Source organism: Mesorhizobium sp. WSM4849 (assembly GCF_055811385.1).
Genome location: NZ_JBVVPW010000003.1, coordinates 295806 through 319043 on the forward strand (window position 1 = coordinate 295806; position 23238 = coordinate 319043).

Consider the following 23238-nt stretch of genomic DNA (forward strand, 5'->3'; position numbering starts at 1 on the left):
ATGTACCAGGCCATCGTCTTCCTTCCGCTGCTCGGCTTCCTGATCGTCGGCCTGTTCGGCACGTCGCTCGGCGCCAAGGCGTCCGAATACCTCACCTCCGGTTTTCTGGTGATATCAGCCGTGCTGTCGTGGGTCGCTCTCTTCGCCGTCGGTTTCGGCGAGGGCGAAGTGTTCACCGTGCCGGTGTTGCGCTGGATCCAGTCGGGCGGGTTAGAGGCCGCATGGGCGCTCAGGATCGACACGCTGACGGTGGTGATGCTGGTTGTCGTCAACACGGTGTCGGCGCTGGTCCATATTTACTCGATCGGCTATATGCATCACGACCCGGACCGGCCGCGCTTCTTCGCCTATCTGTCGCTGTTCACCTTCGCCATGCTGATGCTGGTGACGGCCGACAACCTCGTGCAGATGTACTTCGGCTGGGAAGGCGTCGGCCTCGCCTCCTACCTGCTGATCGGCTTCTGGTACAAGAAGCCGTCGGCCAATGCCGCCGCGATCAAGGCCTTCATCGTCAACCGCGTCGGCGATTTCGGCTTCGCGCTCGGCATCTTCGGTGTGTTCGTGCTGTTCGGCTCGGTCAATCTCGGCACCATCTTCGCCAATGCGGCGACGTTCATTCCGGCCGAAGGCGCCCCCGAGGGCGCTGCCGTATTGACCTTCCTCGGCTATGCCCTCGACAAGCAGGCTGCGATGACCGTCGTCTGCCTGCTTTTGTTCATGGGCGCCATGGGCAAGTCGGCCCAGGTGCCGCTGCACACTTGGCTGCCGGACGCCATGGAAGGCCCGACGCCGGTTTCGGCGCTCATCCATGCCGCCACCATGGTGACGGCCGGCGTGTTCATGCTGGCGCGGCTGTCGCCGCTGTTCGAACTGTCGCATTCGGCGCTGATCGTGGTCACCTTCATCGGCGCCTTCACCGCCTTCTTCGCGGCGACCGTCGGCCTCGTTCAGAACGACATCAAGCGCGTCATCGCCTATTCGACCTGCTCGCAACTCGGCTACATGTTCGTGGCGCTCGGCGTCGGCGCCTATGGCGCGGCGATCTTCCATCTGTTCACGCATGCCTTCTTCAAGGCGCTGCTGTTCCTCGGCTCGGGCTCGGTGATCCACGCCGTCTCCGACGAGCAGGACATGCGCAAGATGGGTGGCCTCAGAACGCTCATTCCGAAGACCTACTGGATGATGGTGGTCGGTACGCTGGCGCTGACCGGCGTCGGTATCCCGGTGACAGTCATCGGCACCGCCGGCTTCTTCTCCAAGGACGCGATCATCGAAAGCGCCTTTGCCGCGCATAATCCGGTCGCCGGCCTTGCCTTCGTGCTGCTGGTCATCGCCGCCTGCTTCACCAGTTTTTATTCCTGGCGGCTGATCTTCATGACCTTCCACGGCCAGCCGCGGGCGAGCCACGAGGTCATGCATCATGTCCATGAATCGCCGCCGGTCATGCTGGTGCCGCTGTATTTTCTGGCGGCGGGCTCGCTGTTCGCCGGCGTGATCTTCCATGGCGCCTTCATCGGCGAGGGCTATGCCGAGTTCTGGAAGGCGTCGCTATTCACGCTGCCGGAAAACCACATCCTGCACGACATCCACGAAGTACCGTTTTGGGTGAAGCTGGCGCCGTTCATCGCCATGCTGGTCGGCTTTGCGATTGCCTGGCAATTCTACATCCGCGCGCCGGAAATGCCGAAGAATTTGGCGGCGCGGCATCGCGGGCTCTACGCCTTCCTCCTCAACAAGTGGTATTTCGACGAACTCTACGACCTCCTGTTCGTGCGGCCGGCAAAACGCCTCGGCCACTTCCTGTGGAAGACTGGCGACGGCACCGTCATCGACGGGCTTGGTCCGGACGGCGTTTCGGCGCGCGTCGTCGATGTCACCAACCGCGTCGTCAAGTTGCAGACCGGCTACCTCTATCACTATGCCTTCGCCATGCTGATCGGCGTTGCCGCACTCGTCACCTGGATGATGCTCTGATGACCGCCTGGCCGATCCTCTCGCTGGTCACCTTCCTGCCGCTGGTTGGTGTGCTGCTCATCCTGTTCGTCCGTGACGACAGCGAGAATGCGCGCCGCAACATCCGCGCCATCGCGCTGTTGACGACGACATTCACCTTCGTGATTTCGCTGTTCATCTGGACCGGCTTCGACAATTCGGAGCCTGGCTTCCAGTTCGTCGAGAAGTTTGCCTGGCTGGATTCCGGCATCTCCTACCATATGGGCGTCGACGGCATCTCCATGCTGTTCGTCATCCTGACCACCTTCCTGATGCCGCTCTGCATCCTGGCTTCGTGGGAATCGATCGAGAAGAGCGTCAAGGCCTACATGATCGCCTTCCTCTTGCTGGAGACGCTGATGATCGGCGTGTTCTGCGCGCTCGACATCGTTTTGTTCTACGTCTTCTTCGAAGCCGGCCTGATCCCGATGTTCATCATCATCGGCGTGTGGGGCGGCAAGCGGCGCGTCTATGCCTCGTTCAAGTTCTTCCTCTATACGCTGGCCGGCTCGGTGCTGATGCTGCTCGCCGTCATGGCGATGTTCTTCCAGTCCGGCACTACCGACATCCCGACGCTTCTGACGCACAATTTCCCGGCCAGCATGCAGACCTGGCTGTGGCTCGCCTTCTTCGCCTCCTTCGCCGTGAAGATGCCGATGTGGCCGGTGCACACCTGGCTGCCGGACGCCCATGTCGAGGCGCCGACGGCCGGGTCGGTGATCCTGGCCGCCATCCTGCTCAAAATGGGCGGATACGGCTTCCTGCGCTTCTCGCTGCCGATGTTTCCGATCGCCTCGGAGATGTTCGCGCCGCTGGTCTTCGCGCTGTCCGTCGTCGCCATCATCTACACCTCGCTGGTGGCGCTGATGCAGGAGGACATGAAGAAACTGATCGCCTATTCGTCGGTCGCCCATATGGGCTTCGTCACCATGGGCATCTTCGCGATGAACCAGGAAGGCGTCCAGGGCGCGATCTTCCAGATGCTGTCGCACGGCCTGGTCTCCGGCGCGCTGTTCCTCTGCGTCGGCGTCATCTACGACCGCATGCACACGCGCGACATCGACGCCTATGGCGGGCTGGTCAACAACATGCCGAAATACGCCACCGTGTTCATGATCTTCACCATGGCCAATGTCGGCCTGCCAGGCACCAGCGGCTTCGTCGGCGAGTTCCTGACCATGCTCGGCGTGTTCCGGGTCAACACCTGGGTGGCGTTCTTCGCCGCCACCGGCGTCATCCTGTCGGCGGCCTATGCGCTCTGGCTCTATCGCAGGGTGATCTTCGGCGTGCTGACCAAGGACAGCCTGAAAGGCCTGCTCGACCTGTCGGCGCGCGAGAAGGTGATCATCTATCCGCTGGTCGCGCTGGTCATCTTCTTCGGCGTCTATCCGGCGCCGGTCTTCGACGCGACGGCCGAATCGGTCAAGGCGCTCGTCACCAATGTCACCGCATCCATCGACACCGCGCAGACCGCGGCGGCGAACTGACTGAGAGGTTTTGCGAACCATGACGCCGGACCTTCTCTCCAGCCTGTCGTTGTCGACACCAGAGCTGATCCTCGCCACCGGCGCCCTGGCGCTGCTGATGCTCGGCGCCTATTCGCGCGCCAACACCACCACCACGGTGAGCGGCCTTGCCGTCGCCTTCCTGGTGGTTGCCGGCGTCTGGACGATCTTTTCCACCGGGCAGGGCAACGCTTACGGCGAAGCCTTCGTCCAGGATCCCTTCGCCCGCTTCATGAAGGTGCTGGCGCTGATCGGGTCGGCGGTGACGCTGGTCATGTCGATGCGCTTCGCCAAGGCGGAGCACTTCGACAAGTTCGAATATCCGGTGCTGATCCTGCTGTGCACGCTCGGCATGATGCTGATGATCTCGGCCAACGGCATGATCGGGCTTTATCTCGGCCTCGAATTGCAGTCGTTGGCGATCTACGTGCTGGCAGCGATCAACCGGGACAATCTGCGCTCGACCGAGGCGGGACTGAAATATTTCGTCCTCGGCGCGCTGTCGTCGGGCATGCTGCTTTACGGCATCAGCCTGGTCTACGGCTACACCGGCAACACCGGGTTCCAGGAAATCGCCACGGCGCTGGGCGGCGGCGAGCGGCAGCTTGGCCTCGTCTTCGGCCTGGTCTTCGTGCTGGCCGGTCTCGCCTTCAAGATATCGGCGGTGCCGTTCCACATGTGGACGCCCGACGTCTATGAAGGCGCGCCGACGCCGGTGACGGCCTTCCTCGCCGCGGCGCCGAAGATGGCGGCGATGGCGCTGATCGTGCGCGTCACCATGGGCGCGTTCAAGCCGATCGCCGCCGACTGGCAGCAGATCATCGTCTTCATCTCGATCGCCTCGATGGTGCTCGGCGCCTTCGCGGCTATCGGTCAGACCAATATCAAGCGGCTGATGGCCTATTCCTCCATCGGCCATATGGGCTACGCGCTGGTCGGCCTCGCCGCCAACAGCCAGGCCGGCGTGCGCGGCGTCGCTATCTACATGCTGATCTATCTGGTGATGACGCTCGGCACCTTCGCCTTCATCCTCGCCATGCGGCGCAAGGAAGGCAATGTCGAGCAGATCAGCGATCTCGCCGGCCTGTCGTCGACCAATCCGATCATGGCGACGATCCTCACCATCCTGATGTTCTCGCTGGCCGGCATCCCGCCGCTGGCCGGCTTCTGGGGGAAGTGGTACGTGTTCCTCGCCGCCATCAACGCCAACCTCTACGCGCTGGCGATCATCGGCGTGCTGGCCTCGGTGGTGGGCGCCTATTATTATCTGCGCATCATCAAGATCATGTGGTTCGATGAACCGGTCGGCGGCTTCGTGCCGATGGCGACCGAGCTTCGCGTCGTGCTCGGCGTCTGCGGCGCCTTCGTGCTGTTCTATGTGCTGATCGGCGGGCCGATCGGCACCTATGCCGAAGCCGCCGCCAAGACATTTTTCTGACGGGATGGCATTTCGGCTGGCTCCAACAGCGGCCTCGGAAGGGTTCCGGCTCGAGGCACATGACACGGTCGGTTCCACCAATGCGCTGGCGCTGGACCATGCGCGGGCGGGGGATCCGGGCAAGCTCTGGGTCGTTTCAAAAAAACAGCAAAGCGGGCGTGGCCGGCGAGGCCGGGTCTGGGCGACGCCCGAGGGCAATCTGGCGGCGACGCTGCTGGTGGTCACCAATGCCGAACTTCGCCTGGCTGCGACGCTCGGCTTCGTCGCCGGCCTGGCGCTGGCCGATGCGCTCGACGCCGTCGTGCCGAAGGGCCGGATCGCAATCGGCCTCGACGGCGGCAGCGATGGAAGAAACCGTTTCGAGCTGAAATGGCCAAACGATGTGCTCGCCTCCGGCGCCAAGCTAGCCGGCATCCTGCTGGAATCGGCGATACTCGAAGGCGATCGCTTCGCAGTGGCGGTGGGCATCGGTGTCAATGTTGTGGCTTATCCCAAAGATTTGCCTTATCCGGCGACATCGCTCAGCGCGCTGGGCGCTGCTTGCGATGCCGAGACGTTGTTTCTGGCGCTGTCGGATGCCTGGAGCGAGAATGCGCGGCTGTGGAATGATGGGCGCGGGCTTTCCGCCGTCAGGCGGCGCTGGCTGGCGCGCGCGGCAGGGCTTGGCGGGCAGGTTGCTGTCAGAATTGACGGTAATGTGGTGCGCGGCACGTTCGAGACCATTGACGAGGACTGCCGTTTCGTGATCCGCGACGATGAGGGTTCGGTTCTGACGATCGCCGCCGGCGATGTGCATTTCGGTGCGGTCGCGTCGGCCCAGGTTTGACGGGCTCAGATTTGACGGACCGGTTTTTGACGGGCCCGTTTGGAAGGGCTTGGCTTGACCGGCCAGGAAAGGAAAGATCATGGCGACAGCGGAAAACGCCGAACTCGTCTTCGTGCCGCTCGGCGGCGTCGGCGAGATCGGCATGAACTTCGCCCTCTATGGCTACGGCCCGGCCAATGCGCGCGAATGGATCGTCGTCGATGTCGGTGTCACCTTTCCCGATGCCAGCCTGCCCGGCGTCGACCTGGTGCTGCCAGACACGCGCTTCATCGAGGAGAACATCGCCAATCTGCGCGGCATCGTCATCACGCACGCGCATGAGGACCATTACGGCGCGCTGCTCGACACATGGCCGAAGCTCAAGGCGCCGGTCTGGATGACGCCGTTCGGCGCTGGATTGCTGGAAGCCAAGCGGCAGGGCGTGCAAGGTGCACCGAAAATCCCGGTGACGATCTACCGCGCCGGCGAAAAATTCAGCATCGGTCCGTTCGAGATCGAGGCCATTCCGGTCGCGCATTCGATTCCCGAACCGATGTCGCTGGCGATCACCTCGCCGGCCGGCACCGTCATCCATACCGGCGACTGGAAGATCGATCCGGCGCCGACGATCGGGCCGATGACCGACGAGGCTCGCTTCCGCGCCTATGGCGACAACGGCGTGCTGGCGCTGATCTGCGATTCCACCAATGCGCTGCGGGAAGGGGAGTCGCCGTCGGAAGTGGCGGTGGGCGAGGGCCTCAAGGGCGTCATCCAGAGCGCCAACGGCCGTGTCGCGGTCACCACTTTTTCCTCCAATGTCGGGCGCATCGTCTCCATTGCAAAGGCGGCACGCGACGCCGGCCGCCAGTGCCTGGTGCTCGGCCGCTCGCTGAAGCGCGTCATCGATGTTGCCGGCGAGCTCGGCTATATGGACGGGCTGCCCGAATTCATCGCCGAGGAGGACTTTGGCTTCATCCCGCGCGAAAACCTCGTCATCATCTGCACCGGCAGCCAGGGCGAGCCGCTTGCGGCGTTGGCAAAACTGTCGCGCGACGAGATGAAATCGGTGTCGCTTACGGCAGGCGACACGGTGGTGTTTTCTTCGCGCACCATCCCCGGCAACGAGAAGGGCATCCTCGAGATCAAGAACCGGCTGATCGATCTCGGCATCAAGATCATCGAGGACGGCGATGCGCTGGTGCATGTCTCCGGACATCCGCGTCGCAGCGAATTGCGCAAGATGTATCAATGGGTGCGCCCGCAGATCGGCGTGCCGGTGCATGGCGAGGCGGCGCATCTGGTGGCGCAGGGGTCGCTGATGTCGGTGTCCAGCATCAGCCAGGTGGCGCAGGTCCGCGACGGCGACATGCTGCGGCTCTATCCCGGTGCGGCGACGATCATCGACCAGGTGCCGTTCGGCCGCATCTACAAGGACGGCAGGCTGATCGGCACTGACCAGGCGATGGGCATTCGCGACCGGCGCAAGCTGTCCTTTGCCGGCCATGTCGCGGTTAATGTCGTGCTCGACGACAGGTATGAGCTCGCCGGCGATCCCGATCTGGTCGCCATCGGCGTCGCCGAGGCCGATGCCCGCGGCGAGAGCCTGGAAGACCTGATGATCGATGCGGCAATCGGCGCCGTGGACTCCATCCCCCGTCAGCGTCGAAGAGATCTCGACCTCGTGCAGGAGGCAGTGCGCCGCGCCGTCCGCGGCGCCGCCAATGAAGCCTGGGGCAAGAAGCCGCTGGTGACAGTGTTCGTCACGCGGTGACGAACAAGGGAGTAGGGCAGTAGGGGAGTAGGGAAAAACAAGGCGGTGCAGCTATTTGCTTTCCCTACTCCCCTACTGCCTTATTCCCCTACTGCCTTATTCCCCTACTCCCTTAACTTTCCACGGAGTTCCAATGCTCGGACGCCTGAACCATGTCGCGCTTGCTGTGCCGGATCTGGCCGCGGCGACAGCGGCCTATCGCGATACGCTCGGCGCTCGGGTGAGCGCGCCGCAGGCGCTGCCGGAGCATGGCGTGACGGTGGTGTTCGTCGATGTCGGCAACACCAAGATCGAATTGCTGGAGCCGCTCGGCGAGGATTCGCCGATCGCGAAATTCCTCGAGAAGAACCCCTCGGGCGGCATGCATCATGTCTGCTACGAGGTCGACGACATTCTTGCCGCGCGTGATCACCTCAAGGCCAGCGGCGCCCGCGTCCTTGGCGACGCCGCCCCGAAGATCGGCGCGCATGGCAAGCCGGTGCTGTTCCTGCATCCCAAGGATTTCTTCGGCACGCTGGTCGAACTGGAGCAAGCATGAGCTGGGTTTCGTTTCTCGCCCTGTTCTTCATCACATGGTGGGTGGTGCTGTTCGCCATCCTGCCGTTCAGTCTGAGGACGCAGGACGAGGATGAGGACGTGACGCTGGGCACGGTACCCAGCGCGCCGCGCGGACCGCATATGCTGCGCGCCGTGCTGCGGACGACGATCGTCACGATGGTTCTTCTTGGCATCTTCTATGGTATTACGAGGGGGCTCGGCCTCGGCATCGACGACATCCCGCACATCGTGCCGGATTTTAGCCAGAGCCCTAGGCGTTAGCATAGCCGGCAACGCACTATTCGTCGCCCTAAACGCGAGCGCCGATGGGGGCAAAACAAAGCCGGCTTCCGGATTTGTCAGCTGCCGCGAGAGCGCCGCGCACCCCAAGGGATTTACATTTACGCGCGTCAATTTCTTGTTTTATGCATGGCGTTATCTCAAAAGCGGCCGCGCACCTTCGAGCGACATGTCTGGGTAAAGCGATTTGGCAATACGTCGTGCTAACCAAATGATTGCACAAAAAAAATGCAAGGCACGAGGCCTTGCAATTTAAACGCGTCCGATCTGTTTCCGGTGTCCGGCGGCAGCGAGTAACCGCGCCTAGATCGCATCCTCCCAAGACTTTGACCGCGTAGGAGGGCAGATTTCTTTCCGCCCTCTCGGTTATCGGGGCACATTAGACCAAGGCGGGTGAAAATGTCACGCAGAATTTTGCCCGGAAATAAGCAATCTCGTGCTGCAGTGCACAATAGTATGGCAGGCGTTGCTTGCGAAACGACCAGCAAGGCGGATGAGGCACTGCGGACCCTTTGCGGCGTCCCGAGGGGCGGGTTTCCATTCCGTCATGAAATGGCTATGAAGCCGGGGCAAGCAAGCCTGCGCTGCGCCGATTCCGGTGCGGCAATCCTCTCTCTCACGGACCAGTCCATGCGTTTGTCGCGCTATTTCCTGCCTATCCTCAAAGAAAATCCGCGCGAGGCCGAAATCGTCTCGCACCGGCTGATGCTGCGCGCCGGCATGATCCGCCAGCAGGGGCAAGGCAGTTTTTCCTGGCTGCCGCTCGGCAAAAGGGTGCTGGACAAGGTCTGCCGGATCATTCGCGAGGAGCAGGACCGCGCCGGCGCGCTCGAGATCCTGATGCCGACCATCCAGTCCGCCGAGCTGTGGCGCGAAAGCGGCCGCTATGACGACTACGGCAAGGAGATGCTGCGCATCAAGGACCGGCAGGAGCGGGACATGCTCTATGGACCGACCAACGAGGAGATGGTCACCGAGATTTTCCGCGCCTATGTGAAGTCCTATAAGGATCTGCCGCTCAATCTCTATCACATCCAGTGGAAATTCCGCGACGAGGTGCGGCCGCGCTTCGGCGTCATGCGTTCGCGCGAGTTCCTGATGAAGGACGCCTATTCCTTCGATCTCGATTTCGAAGGCGCCAAGGCGGCCTATAACAGGATGTTCTTGTCCTATCTCAGGACGTTCACGCGCATGGGGCTGCAGGCAATCCCGATGCGTGCCGACACCGGGCCGATCGGCGGCGACCTCAGCCACGAATTCATCATCCTGGCCGACACCGGCGAGAGCCAGGTCTATTGCCATCGCGACTATCTCGCGCTTGATGTGCCGGGGGCGGACACGGACTTCTCCAACGATGCCGCGATCGGCGATATCGTCAAGATATGGACGACGCCCTATGCCGCGACCGACGAGATGCACGACGAGGCGGCGTGGGAGAAGGTTGCGACAAGCGACCGGGTCTCGGCGCGCGGCATCGAGGTCGGCCACATCTTCCATTTCGGCGACAAATATTCGAAGCCGATGGGCGCCAAGGTGACCGGGCCCGACGGCAAGGATCATTTTGCCTCCGGGGGGTCCTACGGCATCGGTCCGACGCGGCTGGTCGCGGCGATCATCGAGGCCAGTCATGACGACAACGGCATCATCTGGCCGGAGGCGGTGGCGCCTTTCGACATCGGCCTGATCAACATGAAGGCCGGCGACGCCGACTGCGACCGCGTCTGCGACGAACTCCATGCGGCGTTTGTCGCCGTCGGCAAGGACGTGCTCTACGACGACACCGACCAGCGGCCAGGCGGCAAGTTCGCCACCGCCGACCTGATCGGCCTGCCGTGGCAGGTCATCGTCGGGCCACGCGGCGTGGCGGCCGGCGAGGTCGAGATCAAGAATCGCAGGACCGGCGAGCGTGAGACGCTGCCGATCGTGGAGATGAAGAAACGCTTCGGTTTTGCCGGATGAGCGAAGCCGCAGCGAAACCCCCGGCCGCCGGAGCTTTTTCCGTGTTCGAACGCATGGTCGCGTGGCGCTATCTGCGCTCGCGCCGCAAGGAGACGGTGATCTCCGTCATCGCGTCGATCTCCTTCCTCGGCATCATGCTGGGCGTCGCCACGCTGATCGTCGTGATGGCTGTCATGAACGGGTTTCGCGCCGAGCTCCTGACGCGCATCCTCGGCGTCAACGGCCATCTGATCGTGCAGCCGCTCGACATGCCGCTAGAGGACTATGCGCAGGTTGCCGGCCGCATTAACGGCGTGCCCGGCGTCCAATACGCCATTCCGCTGATCGACGGGCAGGTCCTGGCGCAAGGCAATATCGGCGGCGGATCAGGGGCGCTGGTGCGCGGCATACGCGGGGAGGATCTGGGCAAGATTTCGATCGTCGCCAGCAATATCAAGCAGGGCTCGATCGCCGGCTTCGACACAGGCGAGGGCGTCGCCATCGGCAGCCGCATGGCCGACAATCTCGGTCTTGTGCTCGGCGACACCATCACGCTTATCGCGCCCGACGGCGATGTGACGCCGCTCGGCACGACACCGCGCATGAAAGGCTATCCGGTCACGGCGATCTTCGAGGTCGGCATGTCAGAATATGACAGCTCCATCGTCTACATGCCGTTCTCGGAAGCGCAGCTCTATTTCAACATGGATGGCCGGGCTCAGGCGATCGAGATCTATGTCGACAATCCCGACAATGTCGATGCGCTGAAAGCGAAGGTCGAGGAGGCGTCGCAGCGGCCGATCACCATGGTCGACTGGCGAGAACGCAACAGGACTTTCTTCGATGCGCTGCAAGTGGAGCGCAACGTCATGTTCATGATCCTGACGCTGATCGTGCTGGTGGCGGCGCTCAACATCATCTCGGGCCTGATCATGCTGGTGAAGGACAAGGGCCACGACATCGCCATCCTGCGCACCATGGGCGCCACGCGCGGCGCAATCCTGCGCATCTTCCTGATGACGGGCGCGGCGATCGGCGTGGTGGGCACCATCGCCGGGGTGCTGCTCGGCGTTGTCATCTGCCTGAACGTCGAGCGAATCCGCCAGTTCTTCTCTTGGCTGGCCGGCGAGAGGCTGTTCAATCCCGAGCTCTATTTCCTGAGCCAGCTGCCTGCCCGCATGGACGCCAGCGAGACGATCTCGGTGATCCTGATGGCGCTGGTGCTGTCGTTCCTGGCGACGCTGTTTCCGGCATGGCGCGCGGCCAGGCTCGATCCGGTCGAAGCGCTGAGGTACGAATGATGGCCGAGGCCATTATCGAGCTGAAGAGCGTCGAGCGGCACTATGTCCAGGGGCCGCGCAAGCTGACCATCCTCAACGGCGCCGATTTTTCGCTGAAGCGCGGCGAGATCGTGGCGCTGGTGGCGCCTTCGGGTACCGGCAAATCGACGCTGTTGCACACCGCCGGACTGCTGGAGCGGCCCGACGCCGGCGACGTGATTCTGGCAGGCCGCGCCTGCGGGCGGCTTTCCGACGACGAGCGCACGGCGATCCGCCGCAACGATATCGGCTTCGTCTATCAGTTCCATCACCTGCTGCCGGAGTTCACGGCGCTGGAAAACATCATGATGCCGCAACTGATAAAAGGGCTGACGCGCAAGGAGGCTGCCGAGCGGTCGGCGCAACTGCTCGACTACATGCAGATCGGCAAGCGCGCACAGCACCGGCCGTCCGAATTGTCCGGCGGCGAGCAGCAGCGCGTCGCCATCGCGCGCGCCGTCGCCAATGCGCCGCTGGTGCTGTTTGCCGATGAGCCGACCGGCAACCTCGACCCGGTCACCGCCTCCTATGTGTTCGAGGCATTGGGAGCGCTGGTCCGGCAATCGGGGCTGGCGGCGCTGATCGCCACCCACAATCACGAGCTTGCCTCGCGCATGGACCGTCGAGTCACGCTCGCCGACGGCAAGGTTGTTCCGCTTTAGGGAGCTCGCACAGCGATCCACTTGTCGACAGCTTCGCTGCGGTCGCAAATGTGCGCCGCGCTGGCGGCAGGGCCTGACGCGTCGCTGTCCGCCGCCCGTGCTCGACCGGGGCTTAGCGCCGGCCCTGCCGATCGCCGTAGAAGATTTCTGACGTCGGACCGATGATTTCCGCCCGTCTGTGTTGTCCTGATCAATGGGCGCGCCTGGATGGTCCAGCGGCCCGGATAGCGAGGTGACCCCATGGGATCGTTACAAGGTCGGAATGTCGTCGTCGTTGGAGGCAGCCGTGGTGTCGGCCGCTCAATCGTAGAAGCCGCCCTGCGCGAGACAGCGACGGTCATGGCTGTCGCCCGCGGCGAGCCGGCGCTGGCGCAATTTGCCTGGGAAACTTCGGGCGTGAAGACGTTCGCGGTCGATGCAACTGTGGAGTCCGCCCCTGACGAGGTCTTCGCGGCGCTGGAGCCGGACGTCCTGGTGATCTGCGCGGGCGCCCTTGCCCCCTCCGCGCCCCTACATGAACAGAACTAGAAGGCGTTCTCCGCAAACTGGGAAACGGACGTCAAGGTATCGTTCCTGTTTTGCAAGGCCGCGCTCCGACGTCCGCTCAAACCGGGCGCCCGGATTGTTCTGATCTCCAGTGGCGCAGCCTTGACCGGGGGGCCACCGAATTCCGGCGGCTATGCCGGCGCAAAACGCATGCAGATGTTCCTGGCCGCTCATAGCCAGAAGGAATCCGATCGGCTTGGCCTGGACCTGCGCTTCGTGGCGCTTGCGCCTATGCGCATCATGCCAGGGACCGGCGTGGGCAACGCCGGCATCGAGAGCATTTCGGCCTATATGGGCATCCGGCCCGCGGAGTTCATCGCCGGTTTGACCGACATGCAGACGCCAGCCGACGTGGGACGGGCGGTGGTGGCACTCGCCACCGAAAAATCGCAAGGCAGTTCCTTCATGGTGAGCGGGAGCGGGCTTGCGCCGGCCGCGTGAGGCGCGCGTAATACAAACCAGACCGGAACTACACAATCCGCATGACAGACGCCCAGGCACCTCTCAAGCCGATACGCCAGCCGGGCCAGCCGATCCTCGATCGGCTGGCCTTCGAGCAGTTCACGTCGGCCCATCGCGCGGAGCTCAAACTCCATTGCTATCGCATGATGGGTTTGCTGCACGAGGCGGACGACCTCGTCCAGGACACGTTTCTGCGCGCCTGGCGTGCAAGGTCGGAGTTCGACAGGCGGGGTTCGATTCGCGGTTGGCTCTACACGATCGCGACCAACTCTTGCCTCACCGCCCTCAAGGCCAGGTCGAGGACGCGTCGCATTCTCCAGCAGCCCAGACGGCCGGCCTCCCACGGGCGGGCCACAGACGGGCCTGCAGCCGAGGTCACCTGGTTGGAGCCTTACCCGGATGCGGAACTGCCAGGCCTCGCTGATGGTGAGCCGGGTCCGGAAGCGCGGTACGAGACCCGCGAAGCCGTCCAGCTCGCCTTCGTCGCCGCGATCCAGGACCTGCCACCCAGGCAACGCGCCGCCCTGCTGCTTTCCGACGTGCTGGGATGGTCGGCTGTCGAGACGGCGGGATTGCTGGGTGGATCGACAGCTTCGATCAACAGCGCATTGCAGCGGGCCCGCGCAACCCTCGCGGCGCGATATCCTGAAGGACGTCCCATGCAGCGATCGAAGCCCGGCGGGGAAGAAGGCCTGCTGCTCGAACGTTACATGCAGGCCTGGCAGGCCGCCAATCTCGACAGCCTGATCGAGTTGCTGCGGGAGGAAGCCACCTATCGCATGCCGCCCTGGCGGGAATGGTATCAAGGACGCGCGGCGATCCGCGGGTTCCTCGAGACCATCTGGGGTAACTTTGCGGGCTTCCGCACCATGGCAACCGGTGCCAATGCCCAGCCGGCAGTCGGCGTCTATTCCCGCAGCCACAATGACCCTGCGTGGCGAGCCCATTCCCTGCATGTGATCGAGCCCGCTGACGGCGGAATCGCGGCTCTGACGATCTATGTGCCGCCGCTCGGCCCGAAATTGTTTCCGGCCTTCGGCCTGCCGCCGGCCTAGTGTCTATATGTTGAGAAGGCTTGGACCTCACATTCCCCAACGGGCCGACCGCGAGCTGCATTTCAGGGAGGCGGTCAGTGCGAGAACGGCGGGCTCTCAACCTTTTCTTAACCCTGCCGAACTGAGCGCCCGGAATTCGCGGCGCGCTCGGATTGCGGTCGTTGACATTCGAACAAAATTAGAACAAAATACGAACATACTGAAAACAGGAGAGCGTTATGACCGGTCTTGTTCAGGATGTCGTGTCACTGGTATGCATGAGCACGTTTCTCATTTCCATGGCGATCTGGATCGGAGCGATGTGAGGCAGCGCGCCCTGTTCTTCACGGGGTGAGGGGCTGCGTCGGAGCTCGGTGGTTCAGCGCCGCTTTGTCAGCCGGCCTTGCGGGCCAACTCGACAAGCAAAGGTGCCGCGGGTCCGAAGACATCCTCGAAGGCGGATTTTAGCGCGAGGTCGAGATCGGCCATCGTTATGGGAAGACCGAGATCGACGAGACTGGTGATGCCGTGATCCTGTACGCCGCACGGCACGATGCCGCTGAAGTGGGCGAGATCCGGCTCGACATTGATGGCGATACCGTGAAAGCTCACCCAGCGCCTCAGCCTGATGCCGATGGCGGCGATCTTGTCCTCGGCGAGCGATCCGTCGGCCAGGGGCGGGCGATCCGCCCGCGCCACCCAGACGCCGACGCGGTCCTCGCGCCGTTCGCCGCGCACGTTGAAGGCGGCGAGCGTGCCGATGATCCATTGTTCAAGCGCGGCGACGAAGGCGCGGACATCCTCGCGCCGACGCTTCAGGTCGAGCATCACATAAGCGACCCGCTGGCCTGGCCCATGATAGGTGTATTCGCCGCCGCGCCCGGCCGCGAACACCGGGAAACGGTCAGGCTCGATCAGATCCTCGATGCGGGCGCTGGTGCCGGCGGTGTAGAGCGGCGGGTGCTCGACCAGCCAGACCATCTCGCCGGCGGCGCCGCTTCGGATCGCTTCGGCACGCGCCTCCATCACGGCAAGCGCATCCGGATAGGCGGTGAGGCCGGGTTCGATTCGCCATTCGACCGGCGCCGAACCGGGCAGGGGCAGGAACGACGTGGCGATCTGGCTGCGTTCTGTCATGGTGTATCTCGTGTCGCCCTTCATATGGCGGCAATCGGTTGAAACGTCCAGTTCCGAGCGCGTTCCAACCTTTGGAGGGTTATGCCGAATCCCGGACAATTATTGCGCGACGCGCCCTTGTTTCGCCGGAAACGATTTGCTACACGCCGCGAGCCGGTTCGTTCCGGCTCCTACCACGTGCGGTCGTGGCGGAATTGGTAGACGCGCAGCGTTGAGGTCGCTGTGGGGCAACCCGTGGAAGTTCGAGTCTTCTCGACCGCACCAGTTTTATCCGATAAGCCGCTACTTTTGTTGCGCAAATTTCCGTTTCCCTGCAGTCCCTCCTGGACCTGTTTGTGCAAGCTGAAACACTGTGCGTATCTGCGGATGGTTTGGGCGCGGAATGCCGCGCACTGACCGCGTGGTTTGCCCCGTCATCAAATGCCAGCTGCTTCAAAGACCGAACTGTGCCGCGAAGCGGGTCCTCGGGAATCCTCAGGCAAAAGTGCGCTTTTCACGCAAGCGGTCACGCGGCATTGGTGCTGGCGCCGTGCGGATGCCTTCTCGCAGTAGTGCGGGCCGCCCTCGTTCTACAACTGTAATCAAATTCCTCCTCCTTGAAATCATTCCGTAGTGCTGCCCTCCGACTATCGCCCCAACACTTTCGTCAATCAGGAGAGCGCGATGTATCGAAACGGCATCTTTCCGCACGACGTACGCCGGACCCTCGATGGACAGATCAAGGGAATCAAGAGCTCGGCAAGAACCGCAGACAGGCGCGTGTCAGATCCTGACATTCAGTCGCTGCTGCGACCGCTTTACGAGAAGCGCTACGGCTCGCGCCGAAAACACACCGGCTATCAGCGATCCATCCGCTGACTCGGTTCGGTATCGCTTTTTCCCAACGAGCCGGGAGGGACAACACCGATGTGTCCGAACAAGGATCGGCAAACCCGAGAAACCGATGATCTTCTGTTCACCTGGCGGCAGCGGCAGGGTCCTTTGGATCTGCTGGCGCTGGAGCATAGGGCGCGCCAGGCACGAGCCGACACTCTGCGGATCCTGGCCCGTAGCGCAGTCCGGTGGTGCCATTCGCTCCCCTTGGCCCGTTCGCCGACCGGACCTGGCGTCAATGCGCCCTCGGTCGAGGCTCACGCCCGCGACCAAAAGTCAAAAAGCTGAAGACGAAAGCTAGAGCATTAGGCAGCCAAAATGTCTTCGTCTGGCGTTCGACAAAATGCGTTGAAACAAAGAGTTAGAGCGCGGTTTTGGTTCCATCGAGACGCAAACGCTCTAGACGCGGCTTTCCAGCCGCGAGAGCAGGTAGTCGACCTCTTGTCTGGCCGCCGCCGACAACGCACTGCCCGGCTTGCGCTGGGCGTCGGACGCGATGGCACCCCGCTTCATCATCACATATTTGCGTACCGCAAGTCCCACGCCGGGTTGCTGTTCATAGCGCAGATAGGGCAGGTGGGCGTCGAAAAGATCGTGCGCTTTGTCGCGCTCGCCGGCGGCAGACAGTTTCACCACGTCGACCAGCATATCGGGGAAGGCGTAGCCGGTCATCGCGCCATCGGCGCCGCGCTCCATCTCGAAGTCGAGGAAGAGGCCGCCATTACCGGTGAGGATGGACAGCGGCCGCAGCAAGCCGTCCTTCTGAAAGCCGCGCAGCGCGCTGATCTTCTCCAGGCCCGGCCAGTCCTCGTGCTTGAGCATGAAGCAGGCCGGATTGTCGGTGACGATGCGGCGGATGACGGCCGGCGTCATGACGACCGAGAGGGTCAGCGGATAGTCCTGCAGGACGAAAGGAACATCCTCGCCGACCGCTTCGGATGCGTTGCGGAAATAGGTGACGATCTGGTCGTCGGTGCGCAGCGCCGGCGGCGGCGCAATCATCACGCCCTGCGCGCCAACCTCCATCGAGGCGCGCGCAAGGCTGCGCATGGCGGCGAAGCCAGGGGCAGAGACGCCGACGATGACCGGCAGCTTAGTGCGCGCCACGATACGTTTGACGATCTCGAGCGATTCGCCGGCGTCGAGCTTCGGGGCCTCACCCATAATGCCGAGGATTGTCATCCCATCGACGCCGCAGCGCTCGTAGAAATCGACCATCGAATCAAGTGATTCCCAGTCGATCTTGCCATCCGCCTCGAACGGCGTCGGGGCAATGGTGTAGACACCTTTGGTGTCAGGACCAATGGCCATGAGATCCTCCTAAATTCAGCTTTCAGTCGTAGCGCAGGACCGATGGTCCGATCCAACCCGGCCGTTGGTCCGGACGGGCGGGCGCGAAGATTTTGTAATGGACGCAGCCTTCCGGTCCCGTGCCGATCGCGCCATGGCGCGGGCCGGCGGGAAAGAAAAGAAGGTCGCCCGGATGTGCGTCGAAGATGTTGCCGTTAATGGTGAGCTTACACATGCCCGATACCGTGACAAGGATCTGCTCGTTGTTGTGCCAGTGCGGAACGGAGCCATCTTTTGAGTGACAGCCAGGCATTGAAGTAACCGCATGGTAAGCTTGCTTCGCTATCACATTCATAATGCCACCGATGTCGGCGTTTGAACCTTGGTAAATTAGCATGATCTCAATTGCGGAGGCAGGGGACTACAGTCCATCGACAAAATGGTCATTGCGCCTTGCGTTCTTTCTAGCAATCTACGTGATGTGCGCGTCTGCAATAAGTCCACAGTCTTTCTTCCACCTAACGCTGGTTTATGCCCAGAAGTTCGCCGCCGGTATTCCGATCTTGTTTGTTGCTGGTGTCTGTTCCGCTGCGCTTATTTATGGTCGAGGAAAACCAACTCGCTACGCCGTCGATTTGGTCCGAGCGCGCTGGCGTCGCTGTTTGCTGGTGCTGCTGTTCTTCTTCGCCAGCTTGACCGCGTTCTCGACCTACAAGATGGCCATCCCGTCCGTCGTTCCCTTCTATGCGGACAACTGGTTAGCCGATCTAGATGAATGGTTGCACGGGGCAGCGCCGTGGGAACTCACGCACAAGCTCGACAGCAACATTTGGTCGATCGTCGTCTTCAACAGCTATGAGGTCATTTGGTTTTTCCAGTGGTTCGGCACCATGCTTTTCGTGTCTCTCTGGTCGGACAAGATTGGCCGCGTCCGCTACCTCTGGGCAGCCGCGCTGACGTTATCCATCCTCGGCACTATCCTGGCCTTGGCGCTGGCATCGGTCGGGCCGATCTACTACCACCAGTTTGTTGGCGAGGACCGCTTCAGCGGACTCAAAGCCGCCATGGACGGTCTCGACTATAGCCACATGGTGCGGGAGCCCGCTGCATATCTTCTGACGGCTTACCAGAGCGGCCGGCCAGACCTTGGCGGTGGCATCTCGGCCATGCCAAGCATGCACGTCGCCTTTGCCACACTGAATGCCTATCTGCTTTCTTCCCTCAATCTCTGGCTCGGTATTCTCGGTTGGATGTTCGCAGCCCTGATAATGTACGGTTCGGTATATACCGGATGGCACTACGCTGTTGACGGCTACGTCTCCATTATCGTGGTGTCGGTGATCTGGTGGGCTACCGGACGCCAGCCAGCGCAGATCGAGACACAGTTTGCGATACGCCAACCCATAGAAGGTTAGGTGCCTGGCAATGTCAGCCAAGGCAACAGCGCTGGTTAGCTGGGCGTCGCCCTCTGCATAAGGGACGACAAATCCGCGAGGTCGAAACTCGCGGAAAAGAGAAGTCTTGCGCTGTCGGACAATATCATGCTTTCCGGGCTATCATCCTTCTTCTGCCGCGAGATCAGGCGTGATCCGCGCAGCGATTGAAGTCAAGAAACTGTCGATCCGGGGAATGACTTTGCCAAAGTCAAAATCCAGCCTTAACCTTCTGCAACGCATTTCGAGGTCGAGAACCCGGTTTGATACTCGATCTGTCCGGGAAAGCCGCATGGAACGGAGCCATCCTTATGAATGACATCCAGGTGAGGATTGCAGGAGGGGACACCATTCGAAGCCTGCATGCCGACCTGCCAGTCAACGCCACGTTCCATATCTGGATTAAGGCGACCAAGCCGGACGCTCCGGGCTCGCTATCTTTTTCCAATGTCCGTGGCAAGTTCGGCGAAGTGAGCGTTACCAACGCCGAAGAGTATGAATTCAGAATTTTTCACGTCTTCGGCGGCGGCAGTGTCGAACTGGACTACGACACGGGTCAAACATCGGTGTCGGTTGCCTACTGGTTCGCATTGGCCGACGTGCTGGAGACAGGCATTACAGTTCTCCACACCAATCCCGGAAATGCGCCGCCGAACATCCCTGACAGCTATCATTTTCGCCCGCCGTTCGGCTGGATGAACGATCCAAACGGATTCGGTCGGTTTGGAGGTCGCCCACATCTCTTTTACCAGCATTATTCACATGGACTTCGGTGGAATACGATGCATTGGGGCCACGCCGTCTCTTCCGACTATTTGCGGTGGCGTCACATGCCCATCTTCCTGTTCCCGTCGGAAGATCTTACCGCAAGGCCCGACAAACGGGGCGGTGCATATTCCGGCTCAGCCGTCCCGCTTGCCGATGGCCCGGGCATTCGCGTCTTTTTCACCGAGCAGGTACAGGACCGTAGCCCGGAACAGCAAATCCAGCTCACTGCCACTTCCAGCGACCTCATCATGGCGGGAAATGCCGACGTCATCCTGCCGTTCCGCCCGCTTGACGAGGGATTGACAGCGGATTTTCGCGACCCATACGTCTTCAGGGGACCGGATGGCCTTTGGAAGATGCTGCTGGGCAGCCAGAGCGATGAAGGCGGCGTTGTCCTGCTCTACGAAACCCGTGACCACACGGCCGCAACCGGCTGGACATATATCGGCAAGCTTCTGGTCGAGAAACACTATCGGACGACGGCGATCGAATGTCCCTGTTTGCTGCCGCTCGACGGGCCCGCGACCGATCCCGCGACGCGCTGGGTTCTAATTCTCGGGCTGATGAATAGTGAGGACCAGTCCACCCGGCGCAAGAACCTGACCATGGCCATTGTCGGCTGGTTCGATGGTCAGACCTTTGCCAAGGAATTCGAACAGGAACTGGACTTCGGGACGGATAATTACGCCTTCCAGGCCTTCGTCGACGGTGATGCCATTGTCGGTATAGGATGGCTTGCCAACTGGGCCGATACCGGACCGGCGATCGATTTCCCCACAGCCATGACGTTGCCTCGCAATATCCATCTGTCTGCAGGCGAGTTGCATACCCCGCCCATCGGTGCTGCCGAGAGCCTGCGGAGCCATATTCTGGACCGAACACGCCTTGCAGCCGGAGAACAGGTAAGCTTTATCAATGGCGCGGTCGAAATCCTGTTCGAGTTGGAAAGGCCGGGTGCCCATTTCCGCCTGAAACTCCAACATCCAACTGTCCGACTTGAAGTTGTGGTTGACGACGAGGGACTTGCCATTTGTCATGAAGACGGCGGCGCAGCGGAATCCCCTCACTATATCGCCAAGGGAGCCCGTCCAAAACGGCTGCGGATATTCCTCGACTACGGATCGATCGAGGTTTTCGCGGATCGCGGCCGTTGGGCTGGCACGAAGCGGATCAGCGGATTTGAGCCGGTACAATCCGCACGTCTCATCGCCGAAGCGGGCGCCGTTCTACACGCGACGGTATGGGCGCTTAAACCGTGACAAGGAGATCAATATTTCCGGTTCAGGATTGGGCGTCCGCAAACACCGACCAATGAGCGAGGCCTTCGACGACGCCAAGGGCGAACTGTTTCTTCGCGCTGTAGATCAGCGGGTTGTCCCGCGCCATGTCAAGCAGTTCGGGAAGGGCATTGGCAACGACAATCCCACGCGCACCCGGCAGGTCGAACATACTGCGATCGTTGTTGGTATCGCCGGCGACCACCACCTCATCCAGACCGATGCCGAGTTCATTGCAGAGCCAGGCCAGTGCCTGCCCCTTGTCTGCTGAACGCGGCAGGATGTCGAGATCGCGTCCGCTCGAATAAACCATCGTCACCGACAGGCCGGCCTCGGCCAGAGCACGCTCGATGCTGGCAAGGGCTTCCGGACTTGCGTCGAGCAGGTACCAGCTCGATTTGAAGGCGTGTTGATAGCCGTCGGGTTGGCGGACGGTGTCTTTGAGCGATCCGAGCACGGCATCGATCTTTTCAAGAGACCAACCTTCCGAAAACCTCTGCGTAAAGTGGCTCAAGTCAGTAAAATGTGCGAGGCGCGAGGCGTGCCGCGGACCGGCGAGCATCGTACCGACACCGCCGATCACATAGTCCGGCGCTGGCAGGGAGACTTCGTCGACGAAGTTCAAAATATCGTCGGCCAGACGACCGCTGTTGTAGACGAGAACCGGTCGGTGCTCGGGGTCGAGCGCTTCCCATTTTGACCGAAAGCGTGACGTCGCCGGCGGATCGCCCGCCAGAGTTCCGTCGAGATCACTCGATAGAAGCGCGATCGGTTTCAATCGCCGTCGTTCCAAGGTTCGTCCCAATCATGGTCGTCGACCGCCTTCAACACCGGACGTCCTTCGACAAGGCTGACCAACTGCTGCGCGATACCTGTCCAGGTGAACAGGCTGCGCGCCTTGTGCGCACCCATGCGGCCCAGGCGACCGTAGAGGCGCGAGTGCTTCATAGGCTTGACGATCGTGATGCCGAGATCCTCCTTGTCGAACGGATCACCGAAGAGCGCATGTCGGCCATAGCTGATCCCGCGATAGAGGCCGCCATGGATCGTAACCACGGTGGGCGTTCCGCAGGCCATCGCCTCGATCGCGGTCATGCCGAACGGCTCGTAGCGGCTCGACAGGACAAACATGTCCGCCGCCCGATAGGTGTCGGCCAGATCCTCGTCGGCAACATAGCCTGAAAAGACGACACGATCCTGCAAGCCTAGCTGTTCAACCTGTTCCTTGAGCTGGTTCAGGATCTTCTGTTCCTGCTCGTCCATGTTCTCGCCGCCGACAGCGAGCCTCAGGACCGCATCCGGCACACGCGGCGCCACCACGGAAAACGCATCGATCAGCAGGTCGTAGCCCTTGTTGGTGGCGAGCCGGCCGAGCGCCAGGATCGTTCGCCCCTCGAAGCCGAGCCGATGGCGGATCAGCCGGCGAGACGCCTCGCTGACGGGAAAGAACCGGTTGTCGTCGTAACCGGGCGGGATCATATGCACGCGGTCGCGCTCGAGACTGTAGTCCTCGATCAGCATATCCACCTGCGGCGGCGTTGTTGCAATCACCATGGCGCAGCTTCGATAGATGATCGTCTCGTGCTTTATACGCTCGGTGAAATTGAACTCGGCCTCGAATGTATCGGCCTTGTCCGGGTAATCCGTCTTCATCTGGCGCTGCTTCCATATGCCGAGGGAATGCGGCGTATGGATGTGCGGGATAGTGAGCGCTTCCGACAGTCGCTGCCCCGCCACGCCCGCATCCCAGTAGTGGCTGTTGATGAAGTCGTAGGAGAGGTTTTCCCTGCGAATCAGGCGCAGCGCGTTTTCACACCACTCGAGAAGGTGGCGGTGAAGATATTCCTTCGGAATAAAATCGCGTCCGCCACAGGCGACACGCAGGACACGAACCCCGTCTGCCACTTCATCGACAGGAGGCTGGTCTTCAAATCGCCGCGTCCAGATATCGACGGCATAGCCCAACTGGGCCAGCTTTTTTGCAAGTTCCAGGACGTAGACCACCTGTCCGCCGGTATCGGCCGCGCCGAGTGGTGGGTTGGCAGCTACGTAGCCGTGGGTTGAAATGAGTGCAATTCGAGGTGTCGCCGCATCCGAGTTGACGTCCGGCATCTGTATCCTTCTCTACGATTCTGCACGCCCGCAGTCGAA

At 61.9% G+C, this 23238-nt stretch carries 21 protein-coding genes and 1 tRNA gene; 17 read left to right on the forward strand and 5 right to left on the reverse strand.

The genetic code is table 11. The annotated features are described in order from the left end of the window. The 13 genes from nuoL (at window position 1) to AC0L3L_RS04935 (ending at window position 14330) form a co-directional block, all read left to right on the forward strand. Window positions 1-1974, forward strand: coding sequence for an NADH-quinone oxidoreductase subunit L (gene nuoL / locus AC0L3L_RS04875; RefSeq protein WP_473636755.1), 1974 nt, complete (start codon window positions 1-3; stop codon window positions 1972-1974). Next, complete coding sequence (locus AC0L3L_RS04880) at window positions 1974-3479, forward strand: NADH-quinone oxidoreductase subunit M (RefSeq protein WP_473636756.1); 1506 nt, start codon at window positions 1974-1976, stop codon at window positions 3477-3479. The genes nuoL and AC0L3L_RS04880 overlap by 1 nt, the downstream gene beginning before the upstream one ends. Window positions 3480-3498: 19 nt before the next feature. Beyond that, the gene (nuoN, locus tag AC0L3L_RS04885) at window positions 3499-4935 is read left to right on the forward strand and encodes an NADH-quinone oxidoreductase subunit NuoN (RefSeq protein WP_473526652.1); all 1437 of its coding nucleotides are present in this window, start codon (window positions 3499-3501) and stop codon (window positions 4933-4935) included. 4 nt (window positions 4936-4939) lie between these two features. Further along, a complete protein-coding gene (locus AC0L3L_RS04890) occupies window positions 4940-5761 on the forward strand; it encodes a biotin--[acetyl-CoA-carboxylase] ligase (RefSeq protein WP_473636757.1) in 822 nt (273 codons plus the stop codon). 79 nt (window positions 5762-5840) lie between these two features. After that, window positions 5841-7511 (forward strand): ribonuclease J, encoded by a 1671-nt coding sequence (locus AC0L3L_RS04895; RefSeq protein WP_473636758.1) that lies wholly within the window; start codon window positions 5841-5843, stop codon window positions 7509-7511. 133 nt (window positions 7512-7644) lie between these two features. Next, complete coding sequence (gene mce, locus AC0L3L_RS04900; RefSeq protein ID WP_473526655.1) at window positions 7645-8049, forward strand: methylmalonyl-CoA epimerase; 405 nt, start codon at window positions 7645-7647, stop codon at window positions 8047-8049. Continuing rightward, window positions 8046-8330: a DUF1467 family protein gene (locus tag AC0L3L_RS04905; RefSeq protein ID WP_473636759.1), complete on the forward strand. Its 285-nt coding sequence runs from the start codon at window positions 8046-8048 to the stop codon at window positions 8328-8330. The genes mce and AC0L3L_RS04905 overlap by 4 nt, the downstream gene beginning before the upstream one ends. A gap of 648 nt (window positions 8331-8978) precedes the next feature. Beyond that, window positions 8979-10307, forward strand: coding sequence for a proline--tRNA ligase (gene proS / locus AC0L3L_RS04910; RefSeq protein ID WP_473636760.1), 1329 nt, complete (start codon window positions 8979-8981; stop codon window positions 10305-10307). Next, complete coding sequence (locus tag AC0L3L_RS04915; protein WP_473636761.1) at window positions 10304-11587, forward strand: lipoprotein-releasing ABC transporter permease subunit; 1284 nt, start codon at window positions 10304-10306, stop codon at window positions 11585-11587. The genes proS and AC0L3L_RS04915 overlap by 4 nt, the downstream gene beginning before the upstream one ends. Beyond that, window positions 11584-12267, forward strand: coding sequence for an ABC transporter ATP-binding protein (locus tag AC0L3L_RS04920; RefSeq protein ID WP_473526659.1), 684 nt, complete (start codon window positions 11584-11586; stop codon window positions 12265-12267). Before AC0L3L_RS04915 ends, AC0L3L_RS04920 begins: the two co-directional genes overlap by 4 nt. Window positions 12268-12507: 240 nt before the next feature. Continuing rightward, window positions 12508-12795: an SDR family NAD(P)-dependent oxidoreductase gene (locus tag AC0L3L_RS04925; protein ID WP_473636762.1), complete on the forward strand. Its 288-nt coding sequence runs from the start codon at window positions 12508-12510 to the stop codon at window positions 12793-12795. Window positions 12796-12915: 120 nt separating this feature from the next. Further along, window positions 12916-13254 carry a hypothetical protein gene (locus AC0L3L_RS04930; RefSeq protein WP_473636763.1) on the forward strand — a complete coding sequence of 113 codons (339 nt, stop codon included), beginning with the start codon at window positions 12916-12918 and terminating at the stop codon, window positions 13252-13254. Window positions 13255-13295: 41 nt separating this feature from the next. After that, window positions 13296-14330, forward strand: a complete 1035-nt coding sequence (locus AC0L3L_RS04935) for an RNA polymerase subunit sigma-70 (protein WP_473636764.1) — start codon at window positions 13296-13298, stop codon at window positions 14328-14330. Window positions 14331-14702: 372 nt separating this feature from the next. Here AC0L3L_RS04935 and lipB read toward each other — a convergent pair whose 3' ends face one another. After that, window positions 14703-15446, reverse strand: a complete 744-nt coding sequence (gene lipB, locus AC0L3L_RS04940; protein WP_473636765.1) for a lipoyl(octanoyl) transferase LipB — start codon at window positions 15444-15446, stop codon at window positions 14703-14705. Window positions 15447-15625: 179 nt separating this feature from the next. Here lipB and AC0L3L_RS04945 point away from each other — a divergent pair. Together AC0L3L_RS04945 and AC0L3L_RS04950 are read left to right on the forward strand one after the other, a co-directional pair. Continuing rightward, window positions 15626-15710, forward strand: a tRNA-Leu gene (locus AC0L3L_RS04945). A gap of 348 nt (window positions 15711-16058) precedes the next feature. Next, window positions 16059-16304 (forward strand): hypothetical protein, encoded by a 246-nt coding sequence (locus AC0L3L_RS04950; protein WP_473485365.1) that lies wholly within the window; start codon window positions 16059-16061, stop codon window positions 16302-16304. A 414-nt stretch (window positions 16305-16718) separates the two neighbouring features. Here the strand turns inward: AC0L3L_RS04950 and AC0L3L_RS04955 are convergent, their stop codons facing one another. After that, the gene (locus AC0L3L_RS04955; RefSeq protein WP_473636766.1) at window positions 16719-17630 is read right to left on the reverse strand and encodes a dihydrodipicolinate synthase family protein; all 912 of its coding nucleotides are present in this window, start codon (window positions 17628-17630) and stop codon (window positions 16719-16721) included. A 22-nt stretch (window positions 17631-17652) separates the two neighbouring features. Further along, the gene (locus tag AC0L3L_RS04960; protein ID WP_473636767.1) at window positions 17653-18006 is read right to left on the reverse strand and encodes a cupin domain-containing protein; all 354 of its coding nucleotides are present in this window, start codon (window positions 18004-18006) and stop codon (window positions 17653-17655) included. On the opposite strand from AC0L3L_RS04960, the gene AC0L3L_RS04965 reads away from it, so the two are divergent. Further along, complete coding sequence (locus AC0L3L_RS04965; RefSeq protein WP_473636768.1) at window positions 18005-19024, forward strand: phosphatase PAP2 family protein; 1020 nt, start codon at window positions 18005-18007, stop codon at window positions 19022-19024. The genes AC0L3L_RS04960 and AC0L3L_RS04965 overlap by 2 nt on opposite strands. Before the next feature lie 329 nt (window positions 19025-19353). Beyond that, the gene (locus tag AC0L3L_RS04970; RefSeq protein ID WP_473636769.1) at window positions 19354-21069 is read left to right on the forward strand and encodes a GH32 C-terminal domain-containing protein; all 1716 of its coding nucleotides are present in this window, start codon (window positions 19354-19356) and stop codon (window positions 21067-21069) included. A gap of 22 nt (window positions 21070-21091) precedes the next feature. Here the strand turns inward: AC0L3L_RS04970 and AC0L3L_RS04975 are convergent, their stop codons facing one another. Both AC0L3L_RS04975 and AC0L3L_RS04980 read right to left on the reverse strand, forming a co-directional pair. Then, a complete protein-coding gene (locus tag AC0L3L_RS04975) occupies window positions 21092-21865 on the reverse strand; it encodes an HAD-IIB family hydrolase (RefSeq protein WP_473636770.1) in 774 nt (257 codons plus the stop codon). Next, on the reverse strand, window positions 21862-23199 hold the full coding sequence (locus AC0L3L_RS04980) for a glycosyltransferase family 4 protein (protein WP_473636771.1): 1338 nt from the start codon (window positions 23197-23199) through the stop codon (window positions 21862-21864). The genes AC0L3L_RS04975 and AC0L3L_RS04980 overlap by 4 nt, the downstream gene beginning before the upstream one ends. Window positions 23200-23238 lie beyond the last annotated feature (39 nt).